The sequence below is a fragment of the Paenibacillus sp. FSL R7-0189 genome (genome assembly GCF_037969925.1).
Classification (GTDB): domain Bacteria; phylum Bacillota; class Bacilli; order Paenibacillales; family Paenibacillaceae; genus Paenibacillus_AQ; species Paenibacillus_AQ odorifer.
In genome coordinates this window covers 1,538,948-1,556,104 of sequence record NZ_CP150223.1, presented here as the reverse complement: position 1 = coordinate 1,556,104, position 17,157 = coordinate 1,538,948, and the positions used below count along the sequence as shown (strand labels likewise).

Here is a 17,157-nt window from a genome sequence, read left to right as displayed (position 1 = left end):
TGAGTTTGGCCGGCTTTTTTCTTGAGAGACGGATTACCTGCAACCAAACGATAGAACGAAGATCGCGAGACTATGCAGATTGTGCTTTTTGACGTTCCTTTCTAAATTAAGGTGGCACAGCAAATTACCGATAAATATAATAGCTAATGAATATATCTAATGGAGGAAAGACGGATGAAGAGGATTTTTAGTATATTGCTGATGTTATTACTGGTTATACCAGCGCTCGGCACTACAACCTTTGCGGGCAATACGGTGAAGGCTAAGGTAACAGAGAGCAGTACATATTTTGATGGAGAACAGCGGAACCTGAATGGGTTCAACATATCGAATAACAATTATTTCAGACTACGCGATTTGGCAGAGTATTTCTCGGGAACGAGCAGCCAGTTTGATATCACTTGGAATAAAGCGAACAATGCGATTGAGATCATAACTGGACAAGCTTATACGCCCGAAAAGAAAACTACGAGCAACTATTATAGCCGCAATAAAAATTATGCAGCTACGCTTTCCAACTCTAAGGTGCTGGTCAATGGACAGTTGCAGTCTATTACGGCGTACAATATTGATGATAACAATTATTTTCAGTTGAGAGATTTGGCGGGTAAAATCCCGTTCGATATTGAATTTGACGTTCAGTCTGATCGCATATCGTTATTCTCCAAAATCCCAGATCATGCTTACCGGGTAAAGACGGCGGCTGTAGTTGAGAGTAACGGGGAATCTTCTTATTTTCCTAGATGGAAAAGTACGGCCTCTTCTTATCTTGTGAATAATAAGGATGGGACTGTAAGTGTTATTGAGGCGAACAAAGAGTTTACGATTGAAACGTACAATGAGAAGTACGAACTAACAGGCAATAAGAGCATTCCTTTTGAGCTTCCGGTGTTTGGTGGCTTCTTTAGTGGGGAGAAGTATAACTATATTGCTTTTGGCCAAGAGAACCGCGAAGAGAATGATAGCAAAGAAGTCATTCGTATTGTCCGTTATGATAAAAGCTTCAATAGAGTAGACAGTGTCTCCATAAAGGGTGGGGAGAGCTATACCGTTAGCCCGTTTGATTCAGGCTCCGGTAGTATGGCTGAGGCTGGAGATACGCTTGTATTTCACACCTCACGTACAAGATACACGACAGAAGATAAATTAAATCATCAATCCCAGCTTACTATTATCGTAAATACTAAATCCATGACTGTGACCAATGATCTGGGAAGATTCCAGAAGAATCATGTCAGTCACTCTTTTGACCAATATGTATTGTTTGATGGTGCAGCGCATGTTCTAGTCGATCATGGTGATGCTTATCCCCGTTCGATTGTTCTGAATAAAGGAGACGGAGCCAGTTATAACGAAGTAGACTTATTTAATATTCCCGGCAAAATCGGAGCGAACGCGACGGGTGTTTCTATAGGCGGATTTGAGCTGTCCTCGGCGAACTATATAGTCGCTATGAATTCGGTAGATCATTCACTAGTCAAAGAGTATACATCTTATGAGATGGTGGGTTTAGAAACGGACCAAAGGGATGTCATGCTTAGTGTGTTGCCCAAGTCCAACCTGAGCAGTACTTCGGTGAATCACATCACCTTGGCTAAATATGTAGGCACGAACCTGATCGCGTCCATCCCTAAACTAGTAAAAATTACAGACGACAAAATGATGGTGCTGTGGCAGGAGTTTGATAAAGAGAATCATCCGGTTGACCTGAAATATGTTCTTATAGATGGAGCGGGAAAAGCTACTAGCGACATCCAAACGATCAAGTATTTTGCCTTATCAGAGTGCAGTCCTATTATTAGTGGGGACAAAATCATTTGGTATACGAACAATAAGGGGTCCAGAGTGTTCTATTCGATCCCGTTAAATTAACGGATTCAATTAACAACAAAGTGGGTAAATTAGACTATAAGCTATAAATAGGACCTTCTAATTAGAAGGTCTATTTTTTCACGCAAAAATCACATCATCCATGGAGGTCGCTATGCATCGCGTAAATCTAAACCAGGAACAGTTCAACCAACAGGTGATTAATCACGCCTCCTTTGGGATTGCCCTTTTAGCGCCAAATGGTTTGATTCTGACCGTAAACCCAGCCTTTGAACAGACTTTTGGTTATTCCACTGAAGAGTTTGAGGGTATGCGGTTAGAAGACCTTTCTCACCCCGAAGATTTCGGCAACCTTCATGATTTAAAGGCACTCTTGGGTGAGAAAACAAGATTGCAGATGGAAAAGCAGTTTATCACAAAAAATGGAGATTATATTTGGGGACAGCTTACTCTCCACTTATTCAGCGACGAGTCGAATCAGCCAGCATATTTCATTTGCCAAATCGTTAACATTACAAAGCAAAAGGAATCCGAGCAACGCCTTCAGGAGTCTGTTGAACGGTATACGTCGCTTAAAAAATACAACCATGACGCCGTCATTTCCTTTGACCTTGATGGTCGAATCATTAACACCAATAGTATGGCTGAAAAGATAACGGGCTACGCCATCGAGTCCGAGTTGATCGGGATGAAGCTTGCAAGTCTGATTGGAGAAGAGAATGTCCAGCGCATTCTGGAAAGAGCCCTTTACGATAATACGGTTGAGCAGTATATCAATAAGCTTGTCACTAAGGAAAGCGAAGTAGTTGAAGTGCTCACCAGTATTGCACCCATTTATGTGAACAATCATAATATCGGATTTTACCTTATATGCAAGGACATTTCCGAGCAAAGGCAATTGTCGCTAGCTAAGGAAGCCGCAGAGTCCACGAATAGAGCTAAAAGTGAGTTCCTGGCTATGATGAGTCATGAAATTCGCACTCCCATGAACGGGGTGATCGGCATGACTGATATTCTGCTTGAAACAGAGCTTAATGAAGAACAACGTGAATATGTAGAAATCATTCGCAAAAGCGGAGGAATCCTGCTCAATATAATCAATGATATCCTTGATCTTTCAAAAATTGAGGCAGGCCGTAGCGAGCTGCAAGAGGATACATTCGATCTGCGAACTTGCCTCAAGGACAGCTTTTCTGTTATCGCAATAAAAGCTGAACAAAAAAATCTGGAGCTCACCAGCATCATAAATCATGACGTTCCGGAATTTATTTACGGTGACGAGGAACGCTTGAAGCAGGTGTTCTTGAACCTGCTAGGCAATGCTGTGAAATTCACACCGGCGGGCAGCATATCGGTAAAAGTTAGGCTTGTAAAGGAAGATCCCTCCCTGCTTGCCTTTACGGTAACCGATACTGGCATTGGAATTGATCCTGATCGACTTACTGATATTTTTGAACCGTTTGAGCAGGTGGATAGCTTTATGATGCGGAGACATGAAGGTACGGGGCTTGGCCTTGCCATCAGCCGCAGAATTGTCGAAATGATGGGTGGTGAGATCTATGCGGAGAGTGACGGCAAGAGCGGTACGTCGGTTACCTTCACAATCAAGCCCAAGAAATCAGTGGTAATCCCTCGCCAAGAGGCTAACATTAACAAGCTTCATACCGCACGTGAAGCAAGAATTTTACTTGCTGAAGACAACACTATCAATGCGCTAGTACTGACCAAAATACTCGAAAAAATGGGTCACAGCGTTATCGCCGTAACAAACGGCATAGATGCGGTTGAAGCAGCACGGAAAGAACCCTTTGATCTTATTTTATTGGATCTTCACATGCCCATTATGAACGGCATAGAGGCTATGAAGATGTTAAGAGATGAGCATCAAGAGAAATGTCCGCCCATCATCGCGGTCACGGCTAATGCTTTGAAGGGTGACCGCGAAAATTGTCTAGCTGCCGGGATGGACGAGTATATCAGCAAGCCTGTAAAGCGTGAAGTCATCGTAAAGATGTTAGATCAGTTTGTGATCTAATATAAACTGCATAACCTCTTAGTGATATTATCCCCTTCAGGTGAACAGTAAAAAGCCAGTCCATTACTGTTACACTTGGAGGGGATCGCTCTATCCATTGAATTACATAGCATTGCACGTTATACTTTGAAAAGAAATACGGACCCGCTTATCATATAACAGATCCGTCCTTCTATAAGGTATGGATCTTATTTTTTGTATGTATATATTCAGTCAGAGACGGAGGCGCAACATTGCAGCTAATCAATCAATCGGAAGTACAAGATAGGATCGACCTGCTTAAAGATCAGGATCTATATATCCATCTTGAGATGACAACGGGAGCCTACGCTGCCCATTTAGATAGTTCGAAGCATCCAGCCGCTACTTTTATTACCAATGCTATTATTCGATATTCCCATGGTTCGATTTCCGGCAACGGTCCTTATCGGGTCGGCTTAAAAATGTCGCAGGGCTGGGTTTATTCGGAAGGGCTAACTCACTATGAAGAGAGTGAGACAGGCAGATTGATTATGGCTGGACATGATGCTCAAGGCAAACTGATCGTATCGTTACAATTAAGCCGAGAGCCGTTCTAATGGAAGAGGAGATGAAGAGTTCTGTGGAAAAACATATTCTTGTTATTTTGCCACATCCGGATGATGAGGCCTTCGGTATATCAGGAACCCTTGCCAAACATATACAAAATGGGACCCAAGTTACCTACGCATGCCTAACGCTTGGAGAAATGGGCCGAAATATGGGCATCCCGCCCTTTGCGAATCGGGTAACCCTCCCGGAAATACGTAAGAAGGAGCTGGAGGAATCCTGCGAGGCTATTGGCATACAGGATTTAAGAATGCTTGGTTTTCACGACAAGACGATAGAATTCGAAGATCAAGTCTTGCTCGATGGGCAGATTGATGCGCTCTTGAAAGAGCTTAAACCTTCGCTAATCATCACTTTCTATCCAGGGTACAGCGTTCATCCTGATCACGATGCTACTGGAGCTGCAGTGATCCGAACCGTTGCAAGATTGCCGAAGGAAGAAAGACCTCCTGTTCACTGTATAGCTTTTGCTAATAATATTGTAGAGATTGGGGAGCCAAAGGTTATCAATGATGTGAGAGATTTCCTCAAGCACAAGATGGCGTCCATTCAGGCGCATCGTTCCCAATTCCAAGCTGCTGAGCTGTTGGGCAGCAAACCTTTAAATGATAAAGAGATCCAAGCTCGGTTTGGAACAGAGCATTTCTGGATTTATCCGTTTGAATGATAATGATCTAGTCAGAATTTTAGCGGTGATCTGTTGTCGGTGCTTAACCGGTGATAGATCGCCGTTTTAGTATGTGAATATTCAACTTTTCAGCGGGGGACGGTGGGAATTTAAGGCGAGGCCTTAAGACACGGGTAATTTGACCTAAAAAATTACTAAGGACTATCCGATATAGAAGATACTAACAATTGAAAGGTGATTAAATGCGAATCGGTCACAACATCACGTCTTTAAATAGTTTGAACAGATTAAATAAAAATAATAAATCTATTACAAGTTCACAAGAGAGGTTATCTTCTGGACTTCGGATAAATATAGCGGCAGATGATGCTGCAGGATTGGCAATTTCTGAGAAAATGAGAGCACAGATTCGTGGATTGTCTCAGGCAGCAAGGAATACACAGGATGGTATTTCACTAATTCAGACTGCTGAGAGTGGACTTGGAACTATACAAGATCCTAATCTGCTAAGACTACGGGAGCTTGCAATACAGGCTTCAAGTGATACCTTAACAAATTTTGACCGAACATTGATTCAAAAAGAAGTTGAGCAGATAAAGCTTGGGATAAATGATATTGCTAATAACACTCAATTTAATGGGATTCATTTATTGAATAATGACCTTGAAGTAAACACGAATATTACGCCAGTACAGGGCAATATAAGTACGAATTGGACAGCTAACATACCTGCCAGAGATTTATCTAAGACTTCGGATGGAGGTTATGTCGGAATAAGAATTCCCGGTAATAATCCTTTCAAATTAGATAGTATGGGTAATCTGGTTTGGTCACAAGCAATTCCTAATATGGATGTGTATAGTATTAAGGAATCTAGTGATGGTGGTTATATTTTATTAGGAAATGATTTCTCAGCAGGGGCAGTTTCCGATCAAAGAATAAATATAATCAAATGGGATGGGAATTTGAATGAGCAGTGGAGTACAGGGGTATCTGGCGTCTACTCCATTATGGGGAATGAAGTAATTGAGACTAGTGACGGTTCCTTTATTGTGGCAGGGACGGGTTCCGGTATTCAAAATTGGGATGGCCTTATGGCTAAATTTAATAGTAGTGGTGTGCAACAATCCACCTCGATAGCGGGTTCTTCACAATCCAATCCTGTTGGCTATGGAAGCGAAGAATTTAATTCTATTATTGAAACTGCTGACGGCGGTTATTTGGCTATTGGTTCATCAAGTCTCAAACTAAACAGTTCTTATACCGATAAGTCAAGCTGGGTTGTGAAATATGATAGTAACTTAAATCCGTTATGGGACACACGAGTCGGTGCTGCTGGGGATGATGAAGGTTACCGCGCCGTCGCAACCAGTGATGGAGGGGCCATAATTGTTGGTTCTTATAACGACTCTACTAAAACTAGTGGATTAATCTATAAACTAGACAGTAGTGGAAACGTATTGTGGGAGAAGAATATATCAAATGAAACTTCCAACTCCAGTCAACTTACTAGCATTACAGAAATGAAAGATGGGAATTACATCGTTGGAGGAATAGTAGATAATAATTATCGTCTTTCCATTTTTGATCCACAGGGAAATGAATTGGCTAATGTTAATCTAAATGGTGGGGGCTCTACGGATAGATTAAATAACATTATTAGTAATGATGACGGAAGTTACACTTTTTCAACTACAACTGGAATAACCAATTTCAATGTATCTTACGGATCAAACCCTGGTACCACATATGATTACAAAACAGTAAATCTTCAGGTGGGAGCAAACTCTGGGGATAACTTCGCTGTTAAATTAACAGATGCTAGAACTACTGCTCTGGGAATTGCGGATATAGATCTTTCAACTAGACAAGGTGCCGAATTAGCGATTTCGAAAATAGACAAAGCTATAAATACCGTTTCATCCAAGCGTTCAATGTACGGCGCGTATCAAAATGCATTAGAACATATCCATAATAACCTAACCAATTACGAAGTGAACTTAACAGCAGCTGAATCAAGAATAAGAGATGCAGATATGGCAAAGGAAATGATGAAGCTTACCAAATACAATGTCTTATCTCAAGCATCACAAGCCATGTTGGCTCAAGCTAATCAACAGCCTCAAGGCGTGTTAGAGTTGTTAAAATAGTGCTATACATACAGTCTATGCATTTCAGTGCATAGGCTTTTTTTAGAATCTATGATGATCTAAGAAATGATTTACAAAAAAATTTCCAGAGACTATTATATTTCTATGCGTAATATTTTCCTTTTTTAACTAGATTATTGTAAGAATTTATCTCTGGAGGTTCAAATGAAAAAGCACGACAAAATCATTTCCTTCATCTTCATGTTCATTATGATGGTGACGGCTATTTTCTGGGTAAACTCGACCACTAGTTGGACTATGATGGGTACCCTTGCTTCCGTGGCCTGTTTCGTACTTTTTATATTATTGGGACTCCGTACTATACCTGTTTTGACAGATTTTGTTCTGACAAATCCAGCGCCTGAAGTAACTTTGGAAAATAAAACACGGGACAGAAAGCAGGCTTGGCTATATATTATCGGCTGGGTAGTGGCTAGTAGGGTCTTGCTTATGATTATCGGGTATATATTTTTGATCATACAGAATGGCTATTCCGGTGGTTTGTTTAACAAAATAGCTGAGACCTGGCATATATCGGGGATCGACGCTTCACATTATTTGGGCATCGCGGAGAATTGGTATGTGACGGAGGGAGATCCGAAATACCATATTGTTTTTTTTCCTTTTTTTCCAAATCTAATTAAAGTAGTTCAAGTATTCGTAGGGAATTATCTCGTAGCTGGATTCATCGTTTCTAATATTTGCTCGCTTGTTGCTGCCTTGGTCGCCTATGAGCTTGCCGCACTAGACATGCATCGAAAGAGTGCTATGCGAGTAGTGAAGTATATTTTTATATTTCCGGCTGCGTTCTTTTTCTTCATCCCAATGACCGAATCTCTATTTCTGGCCTTATCGCTGTTGTGTTTATATTTTGTGAGAAAAAAAGAATGGCTCATCGGATGTTTATGCGGTGCACTCGCAGCGTATACGCGTTCTCCAGGGGTGCTGTTGATTGTACCGGTTGCGATTGAATTTGCACGGGAACTTATAGGGAATTATAAATTACTAGATAAAAAAGCGTTTATACATAAGCTGACCACCGCCATTGGTTGTCTTGCTATCATTTCGATGGGTTTGCTGGCTTATCTTTACATCAACTACTATGTTACGGGAAATGCTTTTCAGTTCAGTATTTACCAGAGGGAGCATTGGTCACAGAAGTTCTATCTCTTTTTCGATACCGTAAGATATCAGATGGAATATGCGGTGGGCACCTTTAAAAGTGGAGATAGCCGTTCTTTTCTCGGCATGTGGCTGCCCAATTTAATCGCTATATTCTCAGCACTAATTATCATGTTTATGGGAGCAAGAAAACTACGGCCATCCTATACTGCTTATTTTATCGTGTATTTTGCTTTCGTAGTGGGAGCTACCTGGCTGCTGTCAGCCCCGCGTTATTTGCTTGTTGCCTTTCCGCTAGCTTTTGCAGCCGTTGCGCTTACTAATGAAAAGCCGAAGGATGTTGCACTTACTGTTATATCTGTTGTGGGTAGTATACTTTACTTGGCAATGTTTGTAGCGGGATATCCGGTGTATTGAGGAATCGTGTTAAAATAGGAGAACGCCTAGGTGCGTTCTTCTTTTTTATTGCGAATAATCTTATAGAAACGATGGTGGGTATGAAGATTGATTACGACAATCAGGTGATCGAGTTTAATGTTCAATATGGAAACGGGAAAAAAATCTCCATTCATATAGATTCGTCAGGGCGCATAACACTCAAGGTACCTAAGAAAACATCTGAAGAGACGATTAAAAGTGTGGTTGAGCGTAATGGCAAAATGATTGTGGAGAAGCTGCAAAGTCTCGAAGCGGCTCGTGAAACGCCAAAGATGATCAGAGCGTACGAAGATGAAGGAAAGTTCCTGTATCTAGGCAAATATTATTCTCTGCATGAGCTTATAGAGACAGCGGAGCTAAGTGAAGAACAACTTCAGTTAAAGCTGAAAAAGTTCTATTTCTCTAGCTGCAAGAAGCTTATAGGAGAGCGGATCACTAGGTACCAGACGCAGCTTAGAGTAAAACCTAAGAGTATCGAAATTGTAGAGTCCAGGACCAAATGGGGAAGCTGCAGTTCCGATAAAAAGCTAACCTTTAACTATCGTCTGGCCATGGCTCCCGTGGAGGTTATCGATTATGTGATCATCCATGAGTTATGTCATTTGCTGCATATGAACCATGATCGCTCCTTTTGGCGACGGGTTGGAAGCCTAATGCCGGATTATAAGGAGAAGGAAGAATATTTAGCAAGATATGGACGGGCTATGACGTTATGAAAAAAAGGGTATTCCAGTGCAACTAGAGTAATGGTTGCCGGGAATACCCTTCGTTATTTTAACCCCTTTGCAGCAATCGATAGAGGTTAAGTGCCAGTTGAATCTCGAATAACTCATCAGAGTTTTTCAGATCTATATTTAGCAAATCTTTGATTTTATCAATCCGGTAAATAAAGGTGTTGCGGTGAATAAACATCGCTTTGGCGGCTTCGGTTACATTCTGATTGTACATAAAATAATACTCCAAGGTAGACATGAATCTCGTGTTCATCGTCTGGTCATGTTCATGAATGCCTCCCAGAACTTTGTTAAAGAATGTCTCCATTTCCGTAGGCTTAATATTGGAATCCAGAAAATGATAGACAGAATAATCCTCGAAGTGAGCAATGCTCCGGCTGTCTTTATTAAACCGCTGCATGAGCCGCATAGCTTCCTGGGCCTCGAAGAAGCTTCGATGGAGCGAAGCAAGTGTCTTATACTGACTGCCAATGCCGATGAGAAAATGATTTTTAGTCATTTCCTGAGCCAGCAACTGCAGCACCTCTTGAGCAAAGGCTTTCGTATCGCTTACGGAAATTGGCGGTTTATTTTCATTTTTGCCGATCAAGATGATGATTTGCTGATTGCGATAGTAACAGATTAGCTCTCCACCTGCATTACTGGACAAGCCATAGATCAAATTGACACATTTTTTGACCATATGCTCCATTTCATATTTTCTATAAACCATGTCCGTGTAGTTTTCCAGCTGTGTAGCTTCAACATGGATAACTGTACAGTAATACGCATAGTTAACTTTAAGCCCATGCATAGCAGATAGGGAATGCAGTGTTTCTGTTGAAGTAATATTGCCAGCTAATAAGTCGTCGAAGAAGTCCTGCCTAATTTTATGCTTTACCTCTTCGATTTCCTTGGCTTTGATCCGGTCCAGTGCAAGCATCGTGGATACATGCTCTAACGCGGTGTAGTCAAATTCAACCAGCTTGCGTACCGTTTGCAGAACGACGATATACGCGTAAGCATTACTGGATACAGAAACCGGCATAATGCAGCACTTGTACGGCTGTCCCTGAGAATAGTAGGTGCGTTTGATGGATTTTTTGATTTCAGTAATATACTTTGGGAAAGCTACCGTGAACTCTGTTGGAAAAACAGGCCTGTTCTTCACCAGTGGCAGGAATTCCTGAAGTGGAGATGGGTTATCCTTATGATCTGTATAGCAGAGTAGGTTCCAGTCTCTATCTAATATAAGAACAGGGTTATGGATCGTGTCGGACAATTCCGCCGATATTTGCTCAATACCGCCTCCTTCGAGCGCGATTTTGAACAGCGCATTATGAAGGTCGAGCGAACGTCGGTTCACTGCATCGTAATCCGCGTTGGTCTTTTCGTTAATGATCGCAATGACTCTGGACAAGGTGTATTCAAAAGGGAGCTCTAGTAGCGGAAGTCCATGCTTATCAGCAAGCTCGATCATGTTCTGCGGGATAGCATCGAAATATCGCTTCATTTTGATGCAGAGTCCTGCACAGTTATTCTCCACCAGCTCATGAATGAATTTATTCTGCAGCTCCGTGCTGTCTTTGAAGATATAGCCGGTGGATAAAAGCAGCTCGTTCGAGGTCAGCCAGTCAAATACGTCCGGATTCTCGATGATATTAACTACGGAGATTTGATTGTTTAGGCCAGAATGCCCCGCAACGATCTTTATGCCTTCGATGGATTTGATTTGTAAGATATCTTTTATCGTTAGCATCAATTCACACCTCTCATCATCACCCATTGTGCAATGTGCATAGTGATTACTTGTTGTTTTTAGTGTTCTTGTATGATGACCCCCAGTGTACGGAGGACTACAATAAGGGTGTCAGGTAACGTTTATCCGTTAAACTGTGATATATTTCACAAAAATATCCTTTTTCACACAGAAAGCAGCTCAATCTTCATCATTCTTGGAATTTTATGAACTGAGTGTAACATCTTCTATCATTCATCATCAACCGTTACGGTTTTTTTATGAGAACGCTTTCTATATAGGATAACCTGACAATAAGTGACCAAACCATTATCTACTTCCTTCTCAAGGGGGCGATCAAACGGAGTATTCTCAGAGCAAGTGTACCTCTTATTTAAAAGCTGGGATATCCAGTGATAGCGCGTTCTTTCATCGGATTCGAGAATCAAGATTTTTCGGAAATATACACAGCATATTTGAGCGGACGATAAATGTAAGGTGCAAGGCAACTGATGAATTATATACCATTGCGAGCAGTAGGGTAGATAATGCGCCTAATACTTTGATTACAGAGGTTAGTAGTTTTTCGGTTCTTGGACTGGTTGTGGGAGAAGAAGTTTTTGCGGAGAATGATCAATTATATATTGGCACTAAGCTTTCAATATCGATCAAGGAACTGACAGTTTGGCAGAGCTCTCTATCTATTTTTCCAAAAGAAGTAAAGACGCTAAGAGATAATTTGGCTGTGGCAAAAGCTTATATCAATAGCTATGGAAAACCAGGCGGTATGAAGCAGTTTGCGGGTTCTAGCTGCTTTGAGAGAGAAACGATGCGACTGCTGGAAGAGCGATCTTCAGGTCTTCTGAATGCCTTGGCGAATGACAGCATGGAAGATGCTGCTCATTATGCAATTCGACTAATTGGATTAGGCCCAGGTCTGACTCCGTCGGGAGATGATTTTTTAGTTGGATTGTTTGCTGTGATCCATCTGCCTCAGAGTCCTATTAGTAAATACCAGCCGTGGTGCAGGGAAGTCGTGAACGAAGCAGCTGAATTAACGAATGAAATAAGCTATATGGCTCTGAAAAAAGCGGCTTGGGGTCAGGTGAGAGAGTCAATGGGTCAGATGCTGCATTCGCTCATGTATGAGAGTAAGGAAAATATGCTTCTTGGCTTATCGGCAGTGCTGGATATAGGTTCTTCTTCCGGAACAGATATTGCCTTGGGGATCATTAGCGGTTTGGATCTTAATCTAGAACAACGTTGGAGGTAAGATATGTCGACTAAAATAGTAATTAAAAGAAACACATACTTTGATTCCGTCTCGCTCATGTCGTTGTCGACCAAAGCGAATCAAATAGAGGGTGTCGAACAAGCTTTTATCGCAATGGCTACTCAAATGAATAAAGAGGTATTAGCGAATGTAGGGCTGATAACCCCTGAGCTAGAGGAAGCTAAGAATAGTGACCTGATGATCGTAATCAAAGCAGCATCCCCTGAGCTGGCTGAAGTTGCCTTTGGAGCAATCGAAGAGCTGTTTATTAAAAAAGACAGTGCAGTTGGCGGTACAGAGCTTAAATATCCAACAATTGAGTCGGCAGTGAAGAATAGGACAGCAGCTAATCTTGCAGTGATTTCAGTCAACGGAGCGTTTGCAGCCAGAGAAGCAAGAAAAGCGCTGGAGAATAATCTCCATGTCATGATGTTCAGTGACAACGTAAGCGTAGAAGACGAAATTGAATTAAAAAAAATAGCACATGAGCGTGGATTACTGATGATGGGGCCGGATTGCGGAACCGCGATCATTGGAAATATGGCCTTATGTTTTGCCAATAAAGTTCGTAAAGGCAATATCGGCATCGTGGGTGCATCCGGCACAGGAAGTCAGGAAATCAGCGTGCGGATTCACGATTTTGGCGGAGGCATCTCACAGTTGATTGGCACAGGCGGCAGAGACCTAAGTGAACGTGTCGGCGGAGTAATGATGCTTGATGCTATGAAAGCGCTTAACGAAGACGAAGCCACTAAGGTCATTGTGTTGATTTCCAAGCCCCCAGCTAAAAGTGTGGAACAAAAAGTGCTGAATGAAATCAAAAATATGCATAAGCCTGTCGTAGTCTGCTTTATCGGAGGAACGGAGGAAGCTGTTCTGGAGGCAGGTGGGCATTTTGCCAAAACAACCAAAGAAGCCGCGCTAAAGGCGGTAATTCTATCCGGCATCGATGAGAGCCAAATTGACAAGCATCCGCTAAACCTTCCGCTGATTGAAGAGATTAAGGTCAAGCTGAAGCCAGAACAGAAGTATATTCGTGGGTTATTCTGCGGCGGTACTTTATGTGATGAAGCAATGTATCTAGCGATGGAGAAATACGACGATGTCTATAGCAACATTCCAAAAGATCCAGAATATCAGCTGGGTGATATCCATATCAGCCAAGCGCATACGTTTATTGACTTTGGGGATGATGGGTTCACTAACGGCAAACCACATCCGATGATTGATCCTTCTTCACGGATTGCCAGATTCAAGCAGGAAGCGAAGGACCCGGCGGTGGGCGTGATCATTATGGATTTTGTATTAGGCTATGGATCACATGAGGATCCAGTAGGTGTTATGGTGCCTGCAATTATTGAGGCTAAGCAAGCAGCGGAACAAGAAGGCAGACATTTGGAGATCGTCGGCTATGTACTTGGAACCGATCTGGATACACCTTCCGTCCAAGAACAGCTTGATAAGCTGGTATCCGCGGGCGTTACCTATGCAAGCAGTAATACGAATGCAGGACTTCTTGCCAGAGGTTTTGTAGAGAAGGGAGTATAACATGAGCAGAATTAATGAGTTATTTAAGAGTGAACTTCACGTTATCAATGTCGGCCTAGAAATGTTCAAGGGTGATATCCTGAAGCAAAAAGGCAACGTAACCCATCTGGAATGGAAGCCACCTGGTGGAGGTAAGCCCGAATTAATTGCCGCACTGGATGCGTTAGAGCAAGAGGGGATTGCTGCAAAGATTGAGGCTGCCAACAAGCTGGCTGTAGAGCGAATCGTGAATTCACAACCGGTATTGGTTGGTTTTGACCAAGCGATCAACGTCGTACCAGGGATGACTAAGACTACGATATTACATGCAGGACCTCCGATTACTTGGGATAAGATGAGTGGTCCCATGAAAGGTGCAGTTACCGGCGCTTTGGTCTTTGAGGGCTTGGCGAAGGATCTCGATGAAGCTGCCGAACTAGCGGCATCAGGTGAGATTACGTTCTCCCCTTGTCACGAGCATAATTGTGTGGGTTCCATGGCAGGAGTAACCTCAGCCTCTATGTTTATGCACATTGTAGAGAATAAAACGTATGGCAACATCGCTTATACGAACCTTAGTGAGCAACTGTCGAAAATCTTGCGGATGGGTGCAAACGATGAAACGGTCGTTGCCCGTTTGATCTGGATGAGAGATGTGCTTGGACCGATGCTGCGTGAGGCGATGAAGTTCTCTGAGAACGGCATTGATCTGCGGCTCATGTTATCACAGGCGCTCCATATGGGAGATGAATGCCATAACCGCAACAACGCTGGAACGACTCTTTTGATTCAGGCATTAACGCCGCTTATCCTGAGAACGGATTATACCAATGAGCAGAAAATCGAAGTGTTCGACTTTGTGGCAATGAGTGATTATTTCTCCGGACCAACTTGGATGGCTCTTTGTAAATGTGCACTTGATGCTGCCCATGGCATCGAGCATAGCACCATCGTAACAACGATGGCCCGCAATGGCGTGGAATTTGGTATTCGTGTCAGTGGAATGCCAGGCAATACCTGGTTTACCGGTCCTGCGCAAAAGGTTGTCGGACCGATGTTTGCAGGGTATAAGCCGGAAGACTCGGGACTCGATATCGGAGACAGTGCGATTACCGAAACGTATGGTATAGGTGGCTTCGCCATGGCAACCGCGCCGGCGATTGTAGCATTAGTTGGGGGAACCGTAGATGATGCCATGAACTATTCTGTGAAAATGAAGGAAATCACTACGACGGAGAATCCAAATGTGACGATTCCTTTATTGAACTTCCGCGGAATTCCTACTGGAATCGATATTCGTAAAGTGGGTCAAACCAGCATTATGCCAGTGATCAACACGGCTATTGCCCATAAGGATCCGGGCATCGGAATGATTGGAGCCGGAATCACTCATCCTCCAATCGAGTGTTTCGAGCAAGCCATTCTCGCTTTTAGCCAGAGCATGCATTCATAGAACCACCCGCCCTTCAGGCCTATTCAAGGGTCTGAGGGCTTCATAAGCCATTGGTATGTAAGCGCTAACGATCTAGGGGGAGATTTATTATGGATCAAGTATTTATGAAGATGTTCTGGAAAAAGGGAGATTGGGCCGCGTTTTTCGGGCTGCTTGCTAACAATTTAACCAATCTGCTTACGATGATTTCATTGTTAATTTTTGTAGTAGGATTTCCGGAAGGTATGGTTTACGGCAGAGTCGTTCCTGCGTTTGGACTCGCGATTTTTATCGCAAGTATTGCTTATGGCTGGTTTGGATATCAGCTAGCCAAAAAAACAGGTCGAACGGATATAACCGCATTACCTTCAGGACCTAGTGCTCCATCGATTTTTACGGTAACTTTTCTAGTGTTAATTCCCGTATTTAGAGAAACCAATGATGCATCATTTGCGCTGCAAATTGGTCTCGTATGGTGTCTGTTCGAAGCCTTGATCCTTATTGTCGGCTCATTTCTGGGAGATGTGCTGCGTAAGGTTATTCCAAGAACCGTACTTTTATCTTGTTTATCTGGACTTGGATTGTTATTGCTGGCCATGAACCCGATGCTACAATCCTTCGAAACACCAGTGGTTGCTTTTGTTGTACTTGTGATCATCTTTATTAACTGGTTTGGCAAATCGCCGATATTCAAAAAAATTCCTACAGGATTTCTGCTGCTGATTGCTGGAACCGCGCTGGCTTGGATATTCGGCTTGCAGAATCCAGAAGCGATCACAACGGCTCTTTCAACACTTGGGTTTAATCCACCTGAGGTGCATATTACCAGCTTAATTCAAGGGATTCCGCATGCCTTGCCATACCTGGCTTCTGCAATTCCATTGGGACTGGCGAATTATATTTTTGACCTTGAAAATATTGAGAGCGCACATGCTGCCGGAGACCCTTATAACACTCGTAACGTTATGCTAACGAATGGGGTTGCTTCAAGTATTGGTGCTTTCACAGGTAATCCGTTCCCGGTAACTGTGTATATTGGTCATGCAGGCTGGAAATCTATTGGGGCTGGACTTGGTTATACCATAGCTTCTGGTTTCTCCATGTTAATTATTTGTCTCTTTGGCATAGGAGCACTGCTGTTGTCTATCATACCTGTTGTGGCGATTGTTCCGATTCTGGTCTATGTCGGGGTCGTTACGGCGAATCAGGTGGTTCGAGAGACACCTAAAAATGAAGTGCCCGTTATCTTTATCACCTTGTTCCCATGGATCGCCAACTGGGCTTTAACGCTTGCGAACAACATTTTTAATGCGGCTGAAACTTCGGCTTCCAAGGTGGGGATTGATCTCTTATTAAGCAAAGGGGTTTATTACAACGGCCTGATGCATTTAGGAAATGGTGCACCGCTTAGCAGCTTGATTTGGGGCTCCATCACTATTTTCTCTATCCTGAATAAACCACTGCGGGCTGCTGTCTTTGCTGTAATCGCGTCTGGCCTATCTTTATTTGGAATCATTCACGCGCCGACTGTTGGATTTGCTCAAGCTTCACTTATGCCGTTCGTATACGCCTACTTGATGGTGGCAGGATTATTTGTTTATAAGCATTTTTCAGACCTTCGTGACCCAGCGAACAAGCTGCAATCCGAATAAATAATTGATAAAAAGAAATAGGAGAGCTAAG

At 42.7% G+C, this 17,157-nt stretch carries 12 protein-coding genes; 11 read left to right on the top strand and 1 reads right to left on the bottom strand.

The window, feature by feature from the left end; all coding sequences use genetic code 11:
* Window positions 1–174: 174 nt before the first annotated feature.
* The 7 genes from MKY63_RS06675 (at window position 175) to MKY63_RS06645 (ending at window position 9,507) form a co-directional block, all read left to right on the top strand.
* Window positions 175–1,872, top strand: a complete 1,698-nt coding sequence (locus MKY63_RS06675; protein WP_339812141.1) for a hypothetical protein — start codon at window positions 175–177, stop codon at window positions 1,870–1,872.
* Window positions 1,873–1,984: 112 nt separating this feature from the next.
* On the top strand, window positions 1,985–3,865 hold the full coding sequence (locus MKY63_RS06670) for a PAS domain S-box protein (protein ID WP_076098697.1): 1,881 nt from the start codon (window positions 1,985–1,987) through the stop codon (window positions 3,863–3,865).
* A 233-nt stretch (window positions 3,866–4,098) separates the two neighbouring features.
* Window positions 4,099–4,443 (top strand): YojF family protein, encoded by a 345-nt coding sequence (locus MKY63_RS06665; RefSeq protein WP_036684865.1) that lies wholly within the window; start codon window positions 4,099–4,101, stop codon window positions 4,441–4,443.
* A gap of 23 nt (window positions 4,444–4,466) precedes the next feature.
* Window positions 4,467–5,120, top strand: coding sequence for a bacillithiol biosynthesis deacetylase BshB2 (gene bshB2 / locus MKY63_RS06660; RefSeq protein WP_038574105.1), 654 nt, complete (start codon window positions 4,467–4,469; stop codon window positions 5,118–5,120).
* Between the two features lie 203 nt (window positions 5,121–5,323).
* Window positions 5,324–7,231, top strand: coding sequence for a flagellin (locus MKY63_RS06655; RefSeq protein WP_076105339.1), 1,908 nt, complete (start codon window positions 5,324–5,326; stop codon window positions 7,229–7,231).
* 165 nt (window positions 7,232–7,396) lie between these two features.
* Window positions 7,397–8,770, top strand: coding sequence for a hypothetical protein (locus MKY63_RS06650; RefSeq protein ID WP_076098695.1), 1,374 nt, complete (start codon window positions 7,397–7,399; stop codon window positions 8,768–8,770).
* A gap of 80 nt (window positions 8,771–8,850) precedes the next feature.
* Entirely contained in the window at window positions 8,851–9,507 is a 657-nt protein-coding gene (locus MKY63_RS06645; protein ID WP_038574107.1) for a SprT family zinc-dependent metalloprotease, read from the top strand.
* Window positions 9,508–9,565: 58 nt separating this feature from the next.
* Here the strand turns inward: MKY63_RS06645 and MKY63_RS06640 are convergent, their stop codons facing one another.
* Window positions 9,566–11,263 carry a PucR family transcriptional regulator gene (locus MKY63_RS06640; protein WP_038568767.1) on the bottom strand — a complete coding sequence of 566 codons (1,698 nt, stop codon included), beginning with the start codon at window positions 11,261–11,263 and terminating at the stop codon, window positions 9,566–9,568.
* Between the two features lie 541 nt (window positions 11,264–11,804).
* On the opposite strand from MKY63_RS06640, the gene MKY63_RS06635 reads away from it, so the two are divergent.
* The 4 genes from MKY63_RS06635 (at window position 11,805) to MKY63_RS06620 (ending at window position 17,126) form a co-directional block, all read left to right on the top strand.
* The gene (locus tag MKY63_RS06635; protein ID WP_143766179.1) at window positions 11,805–12,515 is read left to right on the top strand and encodes a DUF2877 domain-containing protein; all 711 of its coding nucleotides are present in this window, start codon (window positions 11,805–11,807) and stop codon (window positions 12,513–12,515) included.
* A gap of 3 nt (window positions 12,516–12,518) precedes the next feature.
* Window positions 12,519–14,063 (top strand): acyl-CoA synthetase FdrA, encoded by a 1,545-nt coding sequence (gene fdrA / locus MKY63_RS06630; protein WP_094903003.1) that lies wholly within the window; start codon window positions 12,519–12,521, stop codon window positions 14,061–14,063.
* A gap of 1 nt (window position 14,064) precedes the next feature.
* Entirely contained in the window at window positions 14,065–15,495 is a 1,431-nt protein-coding gene (locus tag MKY63_RS06625; RefSeq protein WP_339812136.1) for a DUF1116 domain-containing protein, read from the top strand.
* Between the two features lie 89 nt (window positions 15,496–15,584).
* The gene (locus tag MKY63_RS06620) at window positions 15,585–17,126 is read left to right on the top strand and encodes a hypothetical protein (RefSeq protein ID WP_036684876.1); all 1,542 of its coding nucleotides are present in this window, start codon (window positions 15,585–15,587) and stop codon (window positions 17,124–17,126) included.
* Window positions 17,127–17,157: the final 31 nt, after the last annotated feature.